Origin of the sequence: Variovorax boronicumulans (assembly GCF_029892485.1) — a bacterium.
Lineage (GTDB): Bacteria > Pseudomonadota > Gammaproteobacteria > Burkholderiales > Burkholderiaceae_C > Variovorax > Variovorax boronicumulans_B.
On sequence record NZ_JARXVG010000009.1, the window covers coordinates 223,122 to 241,838 of the forward strand.

Annotated in this window: 20 protein-coding genes and 1 pseudogene; 10 read left to right on the top strand and 11 right to left on the bottom strand. The window is 68.1% G+C overall.

What is annotated here, in order from left to right; translation table 11 throughout:
* Positions 1 to 8 precede the first annotated feature (8 nt).
* A complete protein-coding gene (locus M2282_RS21290; protein WP_280810757.1) occupies positions 9 to 926 on the bottom strand; it encodes a hypothetical protein in 918 nt (305 codons plus the stop codon).
* Between the two features lie 145 nt (positions 927 to 1,071).
* Positions 1,072 to 1,998 carry a YgfZ/GcvT domain-containing protein gene (locus M2282_RS21295; RefSeq protein ID WP_280810758.1) on the bottom strand — a complete coding sequence of 309 codons (927 nt, stop codon included), beginning with the start codon at positions 1,996 to 1,998 and terminating at the stop codon, positions 1,072 to 1,074.
* 89 nt (positions 1,999 to 2,087) lie between these two features.
* Between M2282_RS21295 and mltG the strand changes: the two genes are divergently transcribed.
* From mltG to M2282_RS21335, 8 genes are all read left to right on the top strand, one after another.
* Positions 2,088 to 3,110 (top strand): endolytic transglycosylase MltG, encoded by a 1,023-nt coding sequence (mltG, locus tag M2282_RS21300; protein WP_280810759.1) that lies wholly within the window; start codon positions 2,088 to 2,090, stop codon positions 3,108 to 3,110.
* Positions 3,111 to 3,171: 61 nt separating this feature from the next.
* Complete coding sequence (gene tmk / locus M2282_RS21305; RefSeq protein ID WP_280810760.1) at positions 3,172 to 3,828, top strand: dTMP kinase; 657 nt, start codon at positions 3,172 to 3,174, stop codon at positions 3,826 to 3,828.
* Entirely contained in the window at positions 3,825 to 4,841 is a 1,017-nt protein-coding gene (locus tag M2282_RS21310; RefSeq protein WP_280810761.1) for a DNA polymerase III subunit delta', read from the top strand. Before tmk ends, M2282_RS21310 begins: the two co-directional genes overlap by 4 nt.
* A complete protein-coding gene (locus tag M2282_RS21315; protein WP_280810762.1) occupies positions 4,838 to 5,227 on the top strand; it encodes a PilZ domain-containing protein in 390 nt (129 codons plus the stop codon). Before M2282_RS21310 ends, M2282_RS21315 begins: the two co-directional genes overlap by 4 nt.
* Positions 5,228 to 5,319: 92 nt before the next feature.
* Positions 5,320 to 6,126 carry a TatD family hydrolase gene (locus M2282_RS21320; RefSeq protein WP_280810763.1) on the top strand — a complete coding sequence of 269 codons (807 nt, stop codon included), beginning with the start codon at positions 5,320 to 5,322 and terminating at the stop codon, positions 6,124 to 6,126.
* Positions 6,123 to 6,797 carry an ankyrin repeat domain-containing protein gene (locus M2282_RS21325; RefSeq protein WP_280810764.1) on the top strand — a complete coding sequence of 225 codons (675 nt, stop codon included), beginning with the start codon at positions 6,123 to 6,125 and terminating at the stop codon, positions 6,795 to 6,797. Before M2282_RS21320 ends, M2282_RS21325 begins: the two co-directional genes overlap by 4 nt.
* A complete protein-coding gene (locus tag M2282_RS21330; protein ID WP_280810765.1) occupies positions 6,797 to 7,003 on the top strand; it encodes a DUF4124 domain-containing protein in 207 nt (68 codons plus the stop codon). Before M2282_RS21325 ends, M2282_RS21330 begins: the two co-directional genes overlap by 1 nt.
* 91 nt (positions 7,004 to 7,094) lie before the next feature.
* On the top strand, positions 7,095 to 7,577 hold the full coding sequence (locus M2282_RS21335) for a DUF2726 domain-containing protein (RefSeq protein WP_280810766.1): 483 nt from the start codon (positions 7,095 to 7,097) through the stop codon (positions 7,575 to 7,577).
* 246 nt (positions 7,578 to 7,823) lie between these two features.
* Here M2282_RS21335 and M2282_RS21340 read toward each other — a convergent pair whose 3' ends face one another.
* The gene (locus M2282_RS21340; protein WP_280810767.1) at positions 7,824 to 8,702 is read right to left on the bottom strand and encodes an aldo/keto reductase family oxidoreductase; all 879 of its coding nucleotides are present in this window, start codon (positions 8,700 to 8,702) and stop codon (positions 7,824 to 7,826) included.
* A gap of 113 nt (positions 8,703 to 8,815) precedes the next feature.
* Here M2282_RS21340 and M2282_RS21345 point away from each other — a divergent pair.
* Together M2282_RS21345 and M2282_RS21350 are read left to right on the top strand one after the other, a co-directional pair.
* Positions 8,816 to 9,714 (top strand): annotated as a pseudogene (locus M2282_RS21345) (LysR family transcriptional regulator).
* Positions 9,715 to 9,834: 120 nt separating this feature from the next.
* Positions 9,835 to 14,208: a DEAD/DEAH box helicase gene (locus M2282_RS21350; RefSeq protein WP_280810768.1), complete on the top strand. Its 4,374-nt coding sequence runs from the start codon at positions 9,835 to 9,837 to the stop codon at positions 14,206 to 14,208.
* A 32-nt stretch (positions 14,209 to 14,240) separates the two neighbouring features.
* Here the strand turns inward: M2282_RS21350 and M2282_RS21355 are convergent, their stop codons facing one another.
* The 8 genes from M2282_RS21355 to M2282_RS21390 all read right to left on the bottom strand — a co-directional run bounded on the left by M2282_RS21355 (position 14,241) and on the right by M2282_RS21390 (position 18,675).
* Positions 14,241 to 14,873: a UdgX family uracil-DNA binding protein gene (locus M2282_RS21355; protein ID WP_280810769.1), complete on the bottom strand. Its 633-nt coding sequence runs from the start codon at positions 14,871 to 14,873 to the stop codon at positions 14,241 to 14,243.
* Positions 14,849 to 15,181: a four-helix bundle copper-binding protein gene (locus M2282_RS21360; RefSeq protein WP_280810770.1), complete on the bottom strand. Its 333-nt coding sequence runs from the start codon at positions 15,179 to 15,181 to the stop codon at positions 14,849 to 14,851. The genes M2282_RS21355 and M2282_RS21360 overlap by 25 nt, the downstream gene beginning before the upstream one ends.
* Positions 15,178 to 15,378, bottom strand: coding sequence for a hypothetical protein (locus M2282_RS21365; protein WP_280810771.1), 201 nt, complete (start codon positions 15,376 to 15,378; stop codon positions 15,178 to 15,180). Before M2282_RS21365 ends, M2282_RS21360 begins: the two co-directional genes overlap by 4 nt.
* A 150-nt stretch (positions 15,379 to 15,528) precedes the next feature.
* Complete coding sequence (locus M2282_RS21370; protein WP_280810772.1) at positions 15,529 to 15,834, bottom strand: high-potential iron-sulfur protein; 306 nt, start codon at positions 15,832 to 15,834, stop codon at positions 15,529 to 15,531.
* A complete protein-coding gene (locus tag M2282_RS21375) occupies positions 15,831 to 15,986 on the bottom strand; it encodes a hypothetical protein (protein ID WP_280810773.1) in 156 nt (51 codons plus the stop codon). Before M2282_RS21375 ends, M2282_RS21370 begins: the two co-directional genes overlap by 4 nt.
* A 147-nt stretch (positions 15,987 to 16,133) precedes the next feature.
* The gene (locus M2282_RS21380; RefSeq protein WP_280810774.1) at positions 16,134 to 17,546 is read right to left on the bottom strand and encodes a trypsin-like peptidase domain-containing protein; all 1,413 of its coding nucleotides are present in this window, start codon (positions 17,544 to 17,546) and stop codon (positions 16,134 to 16,136) included.
* Entirely contained in the window at positions 17,547 to 17,969 is a 423-nt protein-coding gene (locus M2282_RS21385; RefSeq protein ID WP_280810775.1) for a universal stress protein, read from the bottom strand.
* Positions 17,970 to 18,090: 121 nt separating this feature from the next.
* Positions 18,091 to 18,675: a hemerythrin domain-containing protein gene (locus M2282_RS21390; protein ID WP_280810776.1), complete on the bottom strand. Its 585-nt coding sequence runs from the start codon at positions 18,673 to 18,675 to the stop codon at positions 18,091 to 18,093.
* Between the last annotated feature and the right edge of the window lie 42 nt (positions 18,676 to 18,717).

Here is an 18,717-nt window from a genome sequence, read left to right on the forward strand (position 1 = left end):
CCTTTCGCTCAGTAGCGAGCGGGCGGGTCCGGCACGTAGCCGGGGTCCGAGCCCGGGAATGGCGATGGGCCGGCCGGACGCGGCCAGCGCGGCGTGGGCGGCACCGGGATCACGCCCGCGGCGATGAGGTTCTCGCGGCTGTCGTAGCGAATGCGGACCACTTCATCGGGCGTCGACTGGGCGCGCTCGAAGTTCGTCTTGCCGACGTAGGAGGTTTCGCGCCGGCCGTGGGCCGTGCCCAGGCTCGGGGCCGGGGCCTGCCGGCGTGCCAGGCTGCCGGCGGGGGCCTCGGCCGAAGCAGCAGCCTCGGCGGGCGCCGACTTGGCCCGGGCATCGCCCATCGAAGACGACTCGCTGCGCAGTTTGCCGTCACGGCTGCTGTACTCGTCGCGAGACGGGGAGGGCGCGACCGACGGCGGGGGCGGCGCCGGAATGTTCTCGCGGAACATCGCGACACCGATCACGCCCACGTCGTCCGGGCGGCCGGTTCGGCTCGCATAGGAGTTGCCGGCGGCAGCGAACTCGAAGGCGGCGATCTGCGAATCGCTCTTGCGCCAGCCGGTGATGTCGCTGAACTCGCGCGCGCCGAACACATAGCCGGTCTGCCCAATGCCCGCGGTTTCGCCGGTGACGACGTTGACGCCGTCCACCGACATCACGGCCATGAGGCGTTCGCCCATCGCATTGCGCGCCCGGATGGCATAGCGCGCGCCGGGGCGGCCGGCCACCCAGTATTCGCCGCGGTGCCGGTAGATCGGCAGCTCGGCGCCGCTCGTGCGGTCGACGATGGCGATCTGCATGAGCGAGCCGATGCGGCTCGAGGTGGTGGGCGGGGCGAAAGGCCGGGCCGGGCTTTCGGCGCAAGCCGACAGGCCAGTGGTGAGGGCGGTCAGGGCCAGGACGGTGGAAAAAACTCTGCGCTTCATGGTGCTCTTCCTTGCCAGGAGTGGATCGATGCAGGCTTCTACGGCGCAGCATCGACGGCGGGGTTAAGCGACGCGCAAAAAAATGGCGCCATCTTTTTCGATGGCGCCGAACGCCCCTCGGATCGGGGCGTTGGGGGAAGAAAGATCAGATGTCTTCGAGCAGCGGATAGGGGAGCGGCTCGACCGACAGTGCCGGGCCGCCGGCCGAGCCGGCATGCAGGCCGCCGGCTTCGAGCGCCGAGATCTGCATCGAGACCAGCGCCGACCAGCCGCCACCGGGCACCTGCGCCGCCTGGGCCACGGTGCCGACGGGCTGTCCGCCATCGCCGGCAGCGAACACTTCCTGTCCCACCGCCACGGCCGCATCGGCCTGCATGAGGTAGGTGCGCCGCTTGAGCGTGCCGCGGAACTGGCTGCGCGCCACGATCTCCTGGCCGGGGTAGCAGCCCTTCTTGAAGTTCACGCCGCCCACCGACTCGTAGTTGATCATCTGCGGCACGAAGGCTTCGATGATCGGCGTCGTCACGGTCACGATGCCGCTGCGGACTTCGCTCCATTGCCAGAGTTCGGGGTCAAGCTTGGGGCCGGCTGGCGCAGCATGGCCCGCGGGGGCGATCCAGAGCGCGCGCGGCACGCCATCGGCCGGGTAGAGCGACACCACGCTGATGTCGTCCCCGATGGCCGTGCGCTTGCCGGGCGGCGTGGCCGCATCCAGGCCGTTGGCGGTGAGCGCGGTGCCGGCCAGGCCGTGCAGCGCGAACTGCTCGGTGGCGTCGGTCAGCTTGACCTTGGCGCGCAGCACATACATCGACAGGCGCTTGAGCGTCGCGGCGAGGATGTCGCGGCTGCACACCAGCAGGATCAGCTCGGGCTGCGGCCGGAGGCCGATGAAGCTCGCAATCACGCGGCCCTTGGCGGTGCAGAGCGCGGCGAGCCGGGCTTCGGTGGCGCCGAGGAGGGAGAAATCCTGCGTCAGCTGCCCGTGCAGGAAGCTGGCGGCGTCGGGGCCTTCGGCGCGAATCACGCCGAGGTGGGAGAGGGTGGCTACCCCGTTGAGAACGACTGTGGTCATCGCTGAATTATCATGGCCGTGCCTGTTCCTTCCGGGCGTCAGGGACTCCTTCCCTTTTCCTCCTCTATCCACTGCTTCCCATCGGATTCGTGCGCAGCTTCTTTCTTACGCTCTTCCTGCTCGCCGCCCTGATCGCGCTCGCGCTCGGCGCCGGCGGACTCTGGTGGGTGCACCAGCCGCTCAAGATGTCGGCGCCGAGTGCCGATCTCTCCATCGAGCCCGGCACCACGCCGCGCGGCATTGCCCAGGCGGTGGCCAATGCCGGCGTCGATGTGCAGCCGCAACTGCTCTACCTGTGGTTCCGCGTCTCGGGGCAAGACCGCCAGATGCGCGCCGGCAGCTACGAGCTGGAGCGCGGCGTCACGCCGAAGCTGCTGCTCAACAGCCTGGTGCGCGGCGAAGAAGCCACCCGCAGCCTGGTGCTGGTCGAGGGCTGGAACATGCGGCAGGTGCGCGCCGCGCTGGGCAAGGCCGAGCAGCTCAAGCCCGAGAGCGTGGGCATGACCGACGAGGCGCTGATGGCCAAGCTGGGCAAGCCCGGCGTCCACCCCGAAGGCCGCTTCTTTCCAGACACCTACACCTACTCGAAGGGCTCGACCGACATCGCCCTGCTGCAGCGCGCGATGCGCGCCATGGACAAGAAGCTCGAAGCCGCCTGGGCGGCGCGGGCGGCCGATTTGCCGCTCAAATCGGCCGATGAGGCGCTGATTCTGGCCAGCATTGTCGAAAAGGAGACAGGAAAGGTGAACGACCGCGCCGAGATCGCCGCAGTCTTTACCAACCGCCTGCGCATCGGCATGCCGCTGCAGACCGACCCGACGGTGATCTACGGCCTCGGTGCCACCTTCGACGGCAACCTGCGCAAGAAAGACCTGCAGACCGACACCCCCTGGAACACCTATACCCGCGGCGGCCTGCCGCCCACGCCGATCGCGATGCCGGGCAAGGCGGCGCTGCTGGCCGCTGTGCAGCCGGCGCAGAGCAAGTCGCTGTACTTCGTTTCGCGCGGCGACGGCACCAGCCAGTTCAGCAGCTCGCTCGACGACCACAACCGCGCGGTCAACCGCTACCAGCGCGGCGGTGGTACCCCCCAACCCAAGGCAACGCAATGAGCGCCGCGCCGGGCCGCCTCAAGCAAGCTTGCACCGCAGCCGAAGGCGGAGGTCATTTTCTATGAGCGACGGTCTGTTTCTGACGCTGGAAGGCATCGATGGCGCGGGCAAGTCGAGCCACCTCGATGCGATGGAGGCGCTCTTCGAGGCGCAGGGCCGCACCGTGGTGCGCACGCGCGAGCCCGGCGGCACGCCGCTGGCGGAAACGCTGCGGGGGCTGATCCTGGAGCAGCCGATGGACCCGCTGACCGAATCGCTGCTGGTGTTCGCGGCGCGGCGCGACCACATCGTGCAGGTCATCGAGCCGGCACTGGCGCGCGGTGACCTGGTGCTGTGCGACCGCTTCACCGACGCGACCTTCGCCTACCAGGGCGCGGGGCGCGGCTTCGATGCCGCCGTGCTCTCGACGCTGGAACAGTGGGCGCAAGGGGGCAGGGCGCAGGGACTGTTGCAACCGCACATCACGCTGTGGTTCGACTTGGCGCCCGAGATTGCGGCGCAGCGGCTGGCCGGTGCGCGTGTGCCCGACAAGTTCGAGGCTCAGCCGGTCGAGTTCTTCCGCCGCGTGGCGCAAGGCTATGCAGACCGCGCCGCCGCCGACGCGCAACGCTTCGTTCGCATCGACGCCAGCCAGGCCCGCGACCAGGTCTGGCAGCAGATCGAAACGGCGCTGGTGGCGCGCGGCGTACTGGCACCTCAAAGCGGAGTTGCGCGATGAGCGTGCCGACCCTTACGCCCTGGCTGCGGCAGCCGCTGGCCGAACTGCTGCGCCAGCGCGGCCATGCCTGGCTGCTGCAAGGCCCCTCGGGCATCGGCCAGTACGAACTGGCTTTGGCGCTCGCAGCCGCCTGGCTGTGCGAGCAGCCGGTGGAAGAGGGCGGTGCCGCCTGCGGCCACTGCCCCAGCTGCCACGCCATCGAGGTCCGCACCCACGCCGACCTGTGCGTGCTGATGCCCGAGGTCGCCATGCAGGAACTCGGCTGGCCGCTCGATGAAAAGGCACAGGCCGACATCGACGACAAGAAGCGCAAGGCGAGCCGCGAGATCCGCGTCGAGGCGATGCGCGATGCGGTCGGCTTTGCGCAGCGCACCAGTGCGCGCGGGCGCGGCAAGGTGGTGCTGGTCTATCCGGCCGAGCGCATGAACACCATCACCGCCAACGCGTTGCTCAAGACCCTCGAGGAGCCGGTCGGCGACGTGCGCTTCGTGCTTGCCAGCGAAGCCGCTTGGCAGTTGCTCCCCACCATTCGCAGCCGCTGCCTGGGCTTCACGCTGCCGTGGCCCGAAACGGCCGAGGCCGAAACCTGGCTCGTCGCGCAGGATGTGCCGGCCGCCGATGCGGCCGCCCTGTTGCGTGCCGCCGGCGGCCGGCCCAGCGATGCCTTGCGGCTCGCTCGCTCCGGCCAATCGCCCAAGGCGTGGTCGCTGTTTCCCAAGGCCATTTCGCGCGGCGATGTCGGGGCCCTGTCGGACCATGCGCCCGCCCAGGCCGTTGGCGCGCTGCAGAAGCTTTGCCACGATCTGATGGCCGTCGGCAACGGCGCCGAGCCACGTTTCTTCGAGGCGGCCGACCTGCCGGCAGCGCCGTCGCGGCTGGCCCTGGCGCGCTGGTCGAAGTCGCTCGCGAATGCCGCGAGAACCGCCGAACATCCGTTCAATGCAGGTCTCATGCTCGAAGCGCTTGTGAGCGAAGCGCGAAGCACCCTAAACTCAGCCGCTCGCCGCCCATGAACCAACCCGTCGCCCCCGCCGCCGCTGCGTCCGCAGCCTCCACGCCCGCCAGGCCGAGCGTCATCCAGCTCGCCATCAAGGAGAAGGGCGCGCTTTATGCGGCGTACATCCCGCTCTTTGCCGAGGGCGGCATCTTCATTCCGACCACGCGCGAATACCGGCTGGGCGACGACGTCTATGTGCTGTTGACGCTGCCTGAAGACCCGCAGCGCTATCCGGTGGCTGGCAAGGTTGCGTGGATCACCCCGGCACGTGCGGCCGGCAACCGGGCGCCCGGCGTGGGCATCCGGTTTCCCTCGGACGAAAAATCGCGCCAGCTGAAGGCGCGCATCGAGGCGGCCCTCGGCGGCTCGATGGCTTCGGACCGCCCTACCCAAACCATCTGAGTCTTCTGCCGTCCCGGTGACGCGGAACTCCGTGCACGGTGCCACCTCCCACGAGCGACGGGTGCAGGTGCACCGGCTCCACTCTATTTCCGATGTTCACAGATTCCCATTGCCACCTGACCTTCCCTGAGTTCGCGGACCAGATGCCGCAGATCCGCGCCGCCATGGCCGCGGCCAAGGTCGATCGGGCCCTGTGCATCTGCACCAAGCTCGAGGAGTTCGACGACGTGCAGGCGCTGGCCGCCAGCTACGACAACTTCTGGGCCAGCGTGGGCGTGCACCCTGACAACGAGGACATCGCCGAGCCCAGCGTCGAAGACCTGGTGCGGCTTTCGGCCCGTCCCCGCGTGGTGGCCATCGGCGAAACCGGCCTGGACTACTACCAGATGGAAGAGCGCAAGGGCGGCCGCAGCATCGCCGACATGGAGTGGCAGCGCGACCGCTTCCGCGTGCACATTCGCGCGGCGCAGCAGACCCGCAAGCCGCTCATCATCCACACCCGCGAGGCTTCGGCGGACACGCTGGCAATCCTGAAGGAGGAGGGCGAGGATGGCTCTGGCGGCGCGGCAGGTGGCGTGTTCCATTGCTTCACCGAAACCGCCGAGGTGGCGCGCGCGGCGCTCGACCTGGGGTTCTACATCTCGTTCTCGGGCATCCTGACTTTCAAGAAGGCGCAGGACCTGCGCGACGTGGCCGCCTTTGTGCCGCTGGACCGCATGCTGATCGAGACGGACAGCCCCTACCTAGCGCCCGTGCCGTACCGCGGCAAGACCAACAACCCGTCGTACGTGCCCTATGTGGCGCAGCAGATCGCCGAACTGCGAAAGGTACCCGTAGAGGCCATCGCCAAGGCCACGAGCGACAACTTCGAAATCCTGTTCAGGGACGCAAAATCATGAAAAACTACTTCAAGAAGTCGTTGTATCTGCTTGTCATGGCTGCATCTTTTGCGGCGCATGCCGGATCGTTCGAAGACTTCTTCCGCGCCGTTCGCGGTGACAACGCCAGCGGCGTGCGCACCTTGCTCAATCGCGGTTTCGATCCCAACACGCTCGACGAACACGGCCAGACCGGGCTGATGATCGCCCTGCGCGAGCCGTCGCCCAAGGTCATCCAGGTGCTGCTCGAATCCCCGCAGCTCAACGTGGACCTGGCCAATGCCAAGGACGAAACCCCGCTGATGCTGGCCGCCATCAAGGGCCAGCAGGACCTGGTCACCCAATTGCTCAAGCGTGATGCCGCCGTCAACAAGACCGGCTGGACGCCGCTGCATTACGCCGCCACCAGCGGCCAGCTGACGATCATGAAGGTGCTGCTCGACAATTACGCCTTCATCGATGCGCAGTCGCCCAACGGCACCACGCCGCTGATGATGGCCGCCATGTACGGCTCTGGCGAAGCCGTGAAACTGCTGCTGGCCGAAGGCGCCGACACGACGATGAAAAATCAGTTGGGCATGACGGCGGTCGATTTTGCGAACAAGGCGAATCGCGCGGAGGCCGCGGAGCTGATCACGGCAGCGATGAATGCAAAGACCAGTCCGAAAGCGCCTCCGAAGGACGGTAAGTGATGAGATTGGGCCGCGTTGTGTTTGCGCTGGGCTTGACGACTTTCATGCTCGATGCCGCGGCTCAGCACGCGGTCTACAAGTGCATCCAGGGCGGCAAGATCGCGTATTCGAACGAGCCGTGCCCTGACGCCAAGAAGGTGGAGATCAGGCAGACCAGGGGAGTGAATTACGAAGGCAGGGGATCCGGAGATTCGCCCAGGCGCTGAGGGCTGAATCCATCGCTTGCAGGCGCGGAGAACATCAAGAAAAGGACGCCTGCGCACTCATGCGAGACTCTGTGAAGAAGGAGAAACAGAGATGAATACGTTCCTATTCATGGCCGTTTTGTTCGCCGCCGGGGTGATAGTGTTCCTGGTGGTGGCCAAGAAAAGGTCCGAACAGAGCCCCAGTGGCTTCGTCGACAAGCCCAAGGCCCGGTCGCCGCTCAGCGCGCGCGAGCAGGCGATGTACAACAGGCTCGTGCAGACACTCCCGGACCTCGTGGTGCTTCCACAGGTCAGTTTCGGCGCATTGCTCACGGCCCGCACGCGCGCGGCGCGCAGCACCTTCAGCCGCAGGATCGCCGACTTCGTCGTGTGCGACCGCTCGTTCAAGGTCGTGGCCGTGGTCGAGCTTGGCGACAAGAACCAGAAAGACAAGGCGCGGCGCGATCGGGACCGTGACGCCATGCTGATCGAAGCCGGATACCGTGTGTTGCGATATCAGCGTGTGCCGGACATCGGGCGTGTGGAGGCGGATTTCGATCCATCGTTGGCTTCTGTCAGTCCGCAGGGTTCCTGAGGGGGCGTGGCGAGACTCTAGGAAAGGCGGTATTCGTTGGTGCATCTAAAGAACACAATGTGTGTTATGTTAAATACCATATCCATTACTCCGTTCGCGATGCGCTACCCGTCCATGTTCTGAAGCCGGTGCTCAAAGCTTCGCCACCTGCGCCAAGCACCGGTCCAGGGATGCACTACTCCTTCTGCGTCATCCGGTCGGAGTAAACACATGGTCTTGCTTCAGCGACACGAACCAGGAAAGTAGTCATTCGGCAACGGGAGCAGCCACGCGATCCAGCGCCTCGACTGCATCCGCCGGCAACGCCAGCTTCCCGGCGGCCAGGTTCTCGCGCAGGTGCCCGACCGACGAGGTGCCTGGAATCAGCAGGATGTTGGGCGAGCGTCGCAGCAGCCAGGCCAGTGCCACCTGCATCGGTGTGGCGCCCAGGCGTTGTGCAACGTCGGAGAGCCCTGAGGACTGCAGCGGGGTGAAGCCGCCGAGCGGGAAAAAAGGAACGTATGGAATGCCGTCGCGCGCCAGGTCGTCGATCAGCGCGTCGTCGTTGCGATGCACGAGGTTGTACTGGTTCTGAACGCAGGCGATGCGGCAGATGCGGCGCCCTTCCGCGACCTGGGCGGGTGTGACGTTGCTCAGGCCGATGTGGCGCACAAGGCCCTGGCGCTGCAGCTCGGCCAATGCCGCGAGCGGCGCCTCGATCGAGCCCTCGACCGGGCCATGCACATCGAACATGATGCGCAGGTTCACCACGTCCAGAACGTCCAGCCCGAGGTTGCGCAGGTTGTCGTGTACCGCCTGGGCCAGTTCCTCTGGAGAGAACGCCGGCAGCCAGCCGCCCGTGTCGGAGCGGCGCGCCCCGATCTTCGTGACGATGACGAGGTCCTTCGCATAGGGCGCGAGAGCCTCGCGGATGATCTGGTTGGTGATGTGCGGCCCGTAGAAGTCGCTGGTGTCGATGTGATCGACGCCGCTGGCGACTGCTTCGCGCAGCACGGCCAGAGCCGCCTCGCGGTCTTTCGGCGGGCCGAACACGCCGGGGCCGGCGAGCTGCATGGCGCCGTAGCCGAGCCGTTGAACCGCGCGGTCGCCGAGGGTGAAAGCGCTGGGAGTCTGCGTGGTGGACATGATGTTTTCCTGGGAGCTGAAGGGATGAACGAGGTGGTGAAGCCCAGTCTAGGCAGCCCGCCTCTGTTTGATAAGTCGCCATAATCGGCACGGGCTGTGCAGGATTCAGAACAATGAAGGTCGACCTCGGGGATCTCAACGCTTTCGTGGCGGTGGCAGGCGCGAAGGGCTTTCGCGACGCGCGCGTCTGAGCGGCGCCAGTGCATCGGGCTTGAGCGAGGCGGTGCGCCGGCTCGAAGCTCAACTCGGCGTACGGTTGCTCCACCGCACGACGCGCAGCGTGCGGCCAACGGAAGCGGGAGAACGCCTGCTCGAGCGGCTGAGGCCCGCGCTCACCGAGGTCGAGGCGGCGCTCGACGTGGTGAACGGCTTTCGCGACCGGCCAGCCGGCACGCTCAAGCTCAACGTTCCGATCAGCGCCGCGCGCCTCGTGCTGCCATCGATCGTGCCGCCCTTTCTTGCCGCTTATCCGGACATCTCTCTTGAAGTGATTGCGGAGGACGGCTTCGTCGATGTGCTGGCGGCCGGTTGCGACGCCGGCATCCGCTATGACGAGCGGCTCGAGCAGGACATGGTGGCCGTGCCGATCGGCCAGCGCTTGCAGCGCTTTGCTGCAGCGGCCGCTCCGTCCTACCTCGATCGCCATGGCCGGCCGGAGCATCCGCGCGATCTGCTTGGCCACAACTGTTTGCGCGGCCGTTTCGCCAGTGGGTCGATGCCGCCGTGGGAGTTCGAGCGCGACGGCGAAACCTTGCGCATCGACGTGACCGGTCAACTGACCGTGCGGATCGGCGCAGCGGCAGAACTCTCGGTCGATGCGGCGATAGCCGGCGCCGGCGTGGTCTACCTGTTCGAAGACTGGCTGCGGCCTCACCTTGACAGCGGTGCGCTCGAACCCATCCTCGAGCCCTGGTGGCCGCGTTTCTCCGGCCCCTTCCTCTACTACCCCGGCCGCCGATTGCTGCCGGCGCCGTTAAGAGCTTTCGTGGATTTCATACAAAGGGCGTCCTAGCTGCGCTGCAGGCGCCCTGCCCTCCGAATCCCGAGCCTGCACCGTCGCACCGTCCCAACCTGTGGGGTCAATGGCGCCCGCGTTGCGCCGCCGCAATCCCTGTCGTAGCCTGCACTTCCCGTGGCCCTGCACTCGTTTCACCCCTCCGTCGCCCAGTGGTTCCTTCGGACTTTTCCCAGCCCCACCTCGGCCCAGTCCGAGGCGTGGCCGGCAATACGTGCCGGGCGCGACACGCTCGTGGCGGCGCCCACCGGTTCGGGCAAGACACTCACGGCCTTCCTGGCGGCCCTGGACGACCTGGTCCATCGGGGACTCGAGCCCGCAGGCTTGCCCGATGAAACCGCCGTGGTCTACGTCTCGCCGCTAAAGGCGCTCTCCAATGACATCCGCCTGAACCTCGAGGCACCGCTCGCGGGCATTCGCGGCGAGCTCGCGGCGCTCGGGCTGCCCGACGTCGACATCCGCACCGCCGTGCGCACCGGCGACACGCCGCAGCGCGAACGCCAGCAGAGCCTTCGCCGGCCGCCGCACATCCTGGTGACCACGCCGGAGTCGCTGTACGTCCTGCTCGGCTCGGCGTCGGGCCGCCAGATGCTGTCCACCGTGCGCAGCGTGATCGTCGACGAGATCCATGCCATTGCCGCGAGCAAGCGCGGCAGCCACCTGGCGCTGTCGCTGGAGCGGCTGCAGGACCTGTGCATGGCACAAGGCGGCGCGCGGCCGGTGCGCATCGGCCTGTCGGCCACGCAGAAGCCCATCGACGAGGTCGCGCGCTTTCTCGTCGGCGCGGGCGCGCTTGGCCCCGACGGCATGGCCGACTGCGCCATCGTCGACATCGGCTATGCCAAGCAGCGCGACCTGGCACTCGAACTGCCGCCGACGCCGCTGGAAGCAGTGATGTCGGGCGACCAGTGGATACAGGTCTATGCGCGCGTGGCCGAACTGGTGTGGCTGCACAAGACCACGCTGGTGTTCGTCAACACGCGCCGAATGGCCGAGCGCGCGGCGCGGCACCTGGGCGACATCCTCGGCAAGGAAGCCGTGGCCGCGCACCACGGCAGCCTGTCCAAAGAGACGCGGCTCGACGCCGAGCAGCGCCTCAAGCGCGGCGACCTGAAGGTGCTGGTGGCCACGGCATCGCTCGAACTGGGCCTGGACATCGGCGACGTCGACCTGGTGTGCCAGCTCGGCTCGCCGCGCGCCATCGCTACCTTCCTGCAGCGCGCGGGGCGCTCGGGTCACGCCGTGGGCGGGGTACCGAAGGCGCGGCTTTTTCCGCAGTCGCGCGACGAACTGGTGGAGTGCGCCGCCCTGCTCGATTGCATCCGCCGGGGCGAGCTCGACGCGCTGCGCGTGCTGCCTGCACCGCTGGACGTGCTGGCGCAGCAGATCGTGGCCGAGACCGCCTGCCGCGAGTGGAACGAGGACGATCTCTTCGCGCTGGTGCGCCGCGCCTGGCCCTATGCGAGCCTCACGCACAAGCGCTTCATGGACGTGGTCCGCATGGTGTCCGAAGGCTTCACCACGCGGCAGGGCCAGCGCGCCGGCTACGTGCACCGCGACGCAGTGAACCACCTGCTGCGCGAACGCAAGGGCGCCCGCATGACGGCACTGACCTCCGGCGGCACCATCCCCGAGACCGGTGACTACACGGTCGTGCTGGAACCGCAGGCCGACAAGATCGGCACGGTCAACGAAGACTTCGCGGTCGAGAGCCTGGCGGGCGACGTGTTCCAGCTCGGCAACACCAGCTACCGCATCCTGAAGATCGAGCCGGGCCGCGTGCGCGTGGAAGATGCGCACGGCGCCGCGCCCAACATTCCGTTCTGGCTCGGCGAGGCGCCGGGGCGCAGCGACGAGCTGTCGTTCGGCGTGTCGCGCCTGCGTGAGGAAGTGGCGCTGGCATTGGAAGCGGGCGGCCGCGACGAAGCGATGAAACTGCTGGTGCACGCCATCGGTCTGGACGACGAGGCCGCGCGCCAGATCGTCGAGCATCTCGCCCATGCGTTCGCGGTACTCGGTGCGCTCCCGACGCAACGCACGCTGGTGATGGAGCGCTTCTTCGACGCCTCCGGCGGCATGCAGCTGGTGATCCACTCGCCGTTCGGCAGCCGGCTCAATCGCGCATGGGGCCTGGCGCTGCGCAAGCGCTTTTGCCGCACCTTCAACTTCGAACTGCAGGCCGCGGCGACGGAGGATGCGATCGTGCTTTCGCTGTCGACCAGCCACAGCTTTCCGCTCGACGAAGTCGCGCGCTACCTGCACTCGGCCTCGGCGCTGCACGTGCTGGTGCAGGCGCTGCTGGACGCGCCGCTGTTCGGCGTGCGGTGGCGCTGGAACGCAACCACCGCGCTGGCGCTGCCGCGCTTCAGCGGCGGCCGCAAGGTAGCGCCGCAGTTGCAGCGCATGCGCTCCGAAGACCTGCTCGCGGCCGTGTTTCCCGACCAGGTCGCGTGCGCGGAAAACATCGTCGGAGAGCGCGAGATTCCCGAGCACCCGCTGGTCGCGCAGACGCTGGACGACTGTCTGCACGATGCGATGGACGCCGATGGCTGGCTCGCGCTGCTGCGGCGCATGGAATCGGGCGAGGTGCGCATGCTGGCGCGCGATCTGCCGGCCCCCTCGCCGCTCGCGATGGAAGCGTTGAACGCGCGTCCCTATGCATTCCTGGACGATGCGCCGCTGGAAGAACGCCGCACGCAGGCCGTGCAGAACCGCCGCTATACCGAACCCGAAAGCGCCGACGAGATCGGCCAGCTCGATCCGGACGCCATCGCCAGCGTGCGCGAAGAAGCCTGGCCGCAGCCGCGCAGCGCCGACGAGATGCACGAGGCGCTGGGCATGCTCGGCGCCTTGAGCGACGACGAAGTGAAGCAACAGGCGGACTGGAAGAAGTGGCTGGCCGCGCTCGCCAAGGCCGGCCGCGTGACGCGCCTGCTGCTCGAAGGCAAGGGCCGCACCGCGCGCGGCCTGTGGGTGACGGCCGAGCGCCTGCACCTGCTGCAGGCCGTGGCGCCCGATGCGCCGATGCAGCCCGCCATCGAAGCCCCCGCCGACGCCGAGCAGCCGGCCGACCGCGACGCAGCGCTGCGCGAACTGCTGCGTTCACGCCTCGGCGGGCTCGGCCCCGTCACCGTGGTGCAGCTGGCGGCGCCGCTGTTCCTTCCGCCCGCCGACGTCGAAGCCGCCCTCCTCGCGCTACAGACCGAAGGCAGCGTGCTGCAGGGCCGCTTCACGCCCGGCACCGCAGAGCTCGAATGGTGTGAGCGCCATCTGCTGGCACGCGTTCACCGCTACACGCTCAAGCGCCTGCGCCGCGAGATCGAACCGGTCGAGCCGCGCGACTTCGTGCGCTTTCTCTTCCAGTGGCAGCACATCGGCGAGAGCTCGCGTGTGCGTGGGCCGGAGGCACTGTCGGGCATCCTGTCGCAGCTCGAAGGCTACGAGGCGCCCGCGCCGCTCTGGGAAGCCGAGTTGCTGCCCGCGCGCGTGGCCGACTACGCCGGCGCCTGGCTCGACGACCTCTGCACCGCGGGACGCGTGCTGTGGACCCGGTTGCGTCCCGCCGCCACCGAGGGCCGCAAGGGTGCGGGCAACCTCTCGCTGCGCGCCACGCCGTTGGTGCTGCTGCCGCGCCGCAGCGCGGCGTTGTGGACCAGCCTGGCGCCTGCCCCGGTGGACGACGACACGCTGGGCTCGCGCGCCGTGCGCGTGGCCGCGCACCTGGCGCAGCACGGCGCCTGCTTCTTCGATGAGATCGCATCGGGCACGCGGCTGCTGCCGGTTGAGATCGAAGAGGCGCTCACCGAATTGGTCGCCAAGGGCCGCGCGCGCTGCGACAGCTACGCGGGCCTGCGCGCCCTCCTGGTGCCGGCGTCCAAGCGCGCCTCGGCGGACACGCGGCGCCGGCGGCGCACGCCGCTGTTCGGCATCGAGGACGCGGGCCGCTGGACGCTGGTGCGGCCGCCCGCCGCCGCCGAAGCAATGGCCGCCAGCTCCGGCGAAGCGATCGAACAGGTCGTGCACGTGCTGCTGCGCCGCTACGGCGTCGTCTGCTGGCGCCTGCTCGAGCGCGAGGCCGCATGGCTGCCGCCCTGGCGCGACCTGGTGCGCGTGTGCCGGCGGCTGGAGGCGCGTGGGGAGATCCGCGGCGGCCGCTTCATCGCTGGCGTGTCGGGCGAGCAGTTCGCGTTGCCCGAAGCGGTCGCGTCGATGCGGCAGGTGCGTCGGCAGCCGGGCGACGGCGCGCTGATCGCGCTCGCGGCCAGCGATCCGGCCAACATGCTGGGCACCCTCATGAACGGACCCAAGGTGCCGCGCGTTGCGGGCTCGCGCGTGCTGTACCGCGACGGCGTGCCGGTCGCGACCAGCGTGGCGGGAGAAATCACGTTGCTGGCCGCGCTCGACACGGCGCAGACGCAGGCCGCGAGGCGTGCGCTCTCGCTGGAGCCGTCGCTGCACGTCTTCGAACTCGTCGCACAGCCCTCCGCTTGAGGCCGAGCTGAAGAACAGGTTCGGCGACACGCTCAGGCGGCGGCCCTGGCTGCGCGCGCGACCTTCGACGCCAAGGACAGATCGGCGAGCCACGCCTTCCACGCGGCGGCCTTCTGTTCGGGATCTCCCCGCAGCAGCGCGGACGGATGCAGCGTCACCAACACCTTGCGCCCTGCCGCATCTTCATGCCATCTCCCGCGCTCGCTCATCACTGCCACATGGCGTCCGAGCAGCGAGCGTGCCGCAACGGCACCCAGCGCGATCAGCGCCTCGGGCTCGACCAGGGAAATTTCACTCTCCAGCCAGTGACGGCAGGCATCCGCCTCACGCTGCGCGGGTGTCTTGTGGATGCGGCGCTTCCCGCGCAACTCGTATTTGAAATGCTTCACCGCATTGGTCACGTACAGCTTGTCGCGCGACCATCCCAGTTCCGCCACGGCGCGGTCGAACAGCCGTCCGGCCGGCCCGACAAAGGGTCGGCCCGCCAGGTCTTCCTTGTCGCCCGGCTGCTCCCCGACCACCATCAGCCGCGCATGCACAGGCCCTTCGCCGAACACCGACTGCGTCGCGTTTTCGCCCAGCGGGCATTCACGGCAAGCGTTTGTCGCCTCGCCGAGTTCCTGCAGGGCGACAAGGGGCTTCAGGCCGCGGCCATGCGCCGACATTCCAACTCGCACTGCTTGCAGGCCTCGGCGCAGCGTTGGCAGTGGTCCATGTCGTGTGTGAGGCATTCGTCGCCGCAGAGCCTGCAGACGTCGGCGCACAGCGCGCATACGAGGCCGGCGTTCTCGCTGTTTCGCGCCATGACGCCTGCGGCAACAGTGCAGATCGCCGCGCAGTCCAGATCGAGCGCAATGCATCGCGCCATGGCGTTCGACCCTTCGCTGGCGCATGCCGCGGCGCAGCGGTTGCAGGCGGTGGCGCAGGCATTGCAGAGCGCGATGCACCGCGAGAAGTCGGGCGGTCCGGTCATGGTCGGGCGCCTCGCCGGGACTGGATCTGGTTGCCTCCGCCTACGTGGCTCTCCCGATCGTGCCGGCTCTCGGGCGTGCGGCGCGGCTCGTTGCGCGGGGTGGGTTCCTGATGGCCAGCCTTGTTGTGCTCCGAGGGCTTGGGGGCATCACGTTCGTCGGCGTCGTTGTCGGTATCACGCGGATTGGGTGTCGTCATTGCTGCTCCTTGGCCAGGTTGAAAATTGACTTTCTCGTCCTGAAGGAGGGCCTGGACTGTGGGAATAGACCTATGCCGGGCGTCGTCCATCGCTCGCGGATGGCATGACGCAGCATCCGTCGACATCGCCTCGGGCAGGCTTGCGCGCTGCTACGCCTTCTTGGCCCAGGCGCTGCACCACCCTTTCGCATTGACCTGCTTGCCGGCAAACAGCGCGCAATTGCCCTGCGCATCCGCCGGCTTGGACTGCCACAGCGCGCAGCCATTGCACAGCTGGGCGTTGTCGTGCTTGGGAAACTTCTTCGCGTCGACCTTCGCCGAATCGGCGGCGTAGCTCAAGGCCACGGCTTGCGGGTCTTTTTCATCGAGCCTGGCCTGGGCCATCGAGCGGGTGGCGGACAAGGCCGTGCCCGTCGCGGCGAGCGTGATCATGAAGGTGCGGCGGCTGGTGTTCATCGTGGATCTTTCGTTGTGTGTGAGAGCAAGACCGGACTGTCCGGCGCGTTGCCGCGCTCGTTCAGGCCCCCGAGCACGAGAACGCCCGTGGCGAGCAGGGTGACGATGCTGAAACCCAGGAACTGGAGCGTTCCTTTCAACATGATGTTCATGGCGCGGCCTCGGTGTGGGGTTGTGAATCCATCGTTCTGGAATGCCGGGATGGCTTGCGGTCATTCTTGAACGCTGGGCAGCGCGCGGCCTTGCGCAAGATCAAACGGCGGGAGCGTTGCGCGGCGCGAACCACGCAAGCCGCGGCCTCACGGTGTCAAGGCCGCGCGCTTCGACACGCGCGGAGGAATCGGGATGTAGCTCCTGTTCGCGCCGCGCATGACCAGCAGCGCCACGGTGTCGCTCTCCGGAATGGTGCGGATCGCCGCATCGAAATCGGCCAGGCCGGCCACACGCACGTCGTTGACGGCGACCAGCGCGTCGCCGTAGCGCAGCCCTGCCCGCTGCGCCGACCCCGAGACGCCCTGCACATAGAGGCCGGGGTCCTGCAGGCTGATGCCGAGCACGCCCTTGCGTTCCGCGAGCTCGAGTCCGAAGCGGAGCTCTTGCGTGTCGGCGCGCGCAACGAGCTTCGGCGCGATGTCCGGCGCGCTCTGGGCCACGCCCACCTGCACCGTCAACGGCGCCCTGTGGCGCCAGATGCGCAGGGCCAGCCGGCTGCCCTGGGTGGCGCTGGCCACGCGCTCCTGGATTTCGGCATAGGGCATCGCCGCAGCAGCGGCACCGACCGCCAGGACCACATCGCCACTGCGAAGCCCCGCGGCCTCGGCCGGACTGTCCGCATCGACGCGCACCACCAGCGCGCCCGATGCGGCCTCCAGGCCGAATGCCTGCGCCAGCTCGGCCGTGAGCGGCTGGGTGCGCGCGCCGATGTGGCCGCGCGTCACCCGCCCGGTGGCGCGAAGCTCGTCCGCCACCCGCATCGCGGTGTCGATGGGCAGGCTGAACGACACGCCGAAGTACCCGCCGCTGGCGGAATAGATCATCGAGTTCATGCCCACCACGTTCCCGTGCTCGTCGAACAGCGGGCCGCCCGAGTTGCCAGGATTGAGCGCGACATCGGTCTGGATCAGCGGCACCCCGTTGCCGCCTGGCATGTAGCGCGGATTGGCGCTCACCACGCCGGCCGTCACGCTGCGCTCGAAGCCGAACGGCGCGCCCATTGCCGCGACCCATTCGCCCGGACAAAGCTCGCTGCTGTGGCCGACGGTCACCACCGGCAGGTTGGACGCCGCAATGCGCAGCAGCGCGACGTCGGTGCGGCGGTCGATGCCCACCACCTCGGCGTCGAAGCGACGCTGGTCCGCCGTGGCGATGGAGATCGCCTGTGCCCCCGTCACCGCATGCGCGCTGGTCAGGATGTAGCCGTCGCGATGCACGACGAACCCCGACGCAAAGCCGCGCCCCCCGCCCTGCCCCAAGCGCGTCGAAGGCTGCATGTCGCCTGCGACTGGCCAGTCGTTGCCCGCCCCCGCGACGGTGATGCTCACCACCGCTGGCGCCTGCCGGGCGGCCGCTGCCACGAAGTCGGCGCCCTGCGAGGCCGAGGCCGGACGGTCCAGGCACGAGCGCGTCTGCGACCAGGCGCCCATGCCGGACGCCATCGCGAGTGCGCCCACGACGGCGGCGATCGTCCTTCGCGCCAGGATGTGGTTGTTCATTCAGCGCACCAGCAGCACCGGCACCGTGCAGGCGGCCAGCACCTTGGTGGCGACCGACCCCAGCACCAGATTCGCCAAGGTACCGTGACCATGCGATCCCATGACGAGGAGATCGAATTTGCCTGCTTGCGCGAACGCTGCGATCTCGGTGGCCGGATGGCCGATGCGATGTTCGAAGCGTGCCTGGATGTCGTGGCCAGCGAACCATGCGCGAACAGGTTCCAGCACCATGCGCGCGTCGTCCTCGTAGTAGCCGTGCACAAGGTCCGGCCCCGCAAAGGCTGCGGCGCGGTGGGGCACCGGCATCACCGCATGGAAGGCCGTGAATGCATGGCCCGCGTTCGCCCATTCCTTGTGGGAGAGCAGGTAGGACAGCATGCGATTCGTGTAGTCGCTGCCATCGACGGCAAGCAGGATTTTCATGATGGCTCCTTGGGCGGGGACGCTCCCCCGGTGAACGAATGGTCGTTGTGCGGCCTCTGGTTCACCTTGCGCCACATCAAGAAAACCAGGGGTGTGCGGCCTGGCTTGTGCAACAGCAGGCTCAGAGCGCCGGCCCCAGTCCAATGGGCGCAGGCACGAGATTCACGATGCGCGTGAAGAGCGCGTTGTATTCGAGGTCGGGTACATGCCCGGTCATCGGGTCGCGGTTCTGGGCGAAGGCTTCGTCCAGATCGAGCCAGTCGTCCTCGGTCAGCACGCGCTCGGCCAGCGGCAGGATCTCGCGCTCTTCCAGCGCCATGTGGTTCAGGTAGAAATCGACGTACTCGGCAACCGTCCTCTCGAAGAGTTCGCGCCGCGATTCACCCAGCATCTCGAACGCGAGCAGCGCGTGCTCGACGTCGCGGATCCTGCGCTCGCCGCGGGCGTGGTCGCTGTCCAGCTTGTCCAGCAGGTCCCGCGAGATGGGCGTCCTGGCGCGCAGCTTGGGAAACAGCAGTTCGGTCTCCTTGCGGTGGTGGCGCTTCTCGGGAAACTCGTCCACGTAGAAGAGCATGGCGCGCAGTGTCGCGAAGTCGGGCAAGGTGCCCTTCTTGCGGTGCTGCTCGAGCAGCATGACGATGGAGCGGAGGATGGCCGCGAGCGCAGCGTGCTCCTGGCGAATGATGCGAACGGTGGCGTGGGTCATGAATGTCTTCCTGTGCATGCCCGAAGGGTTGCGCTTTTGTGT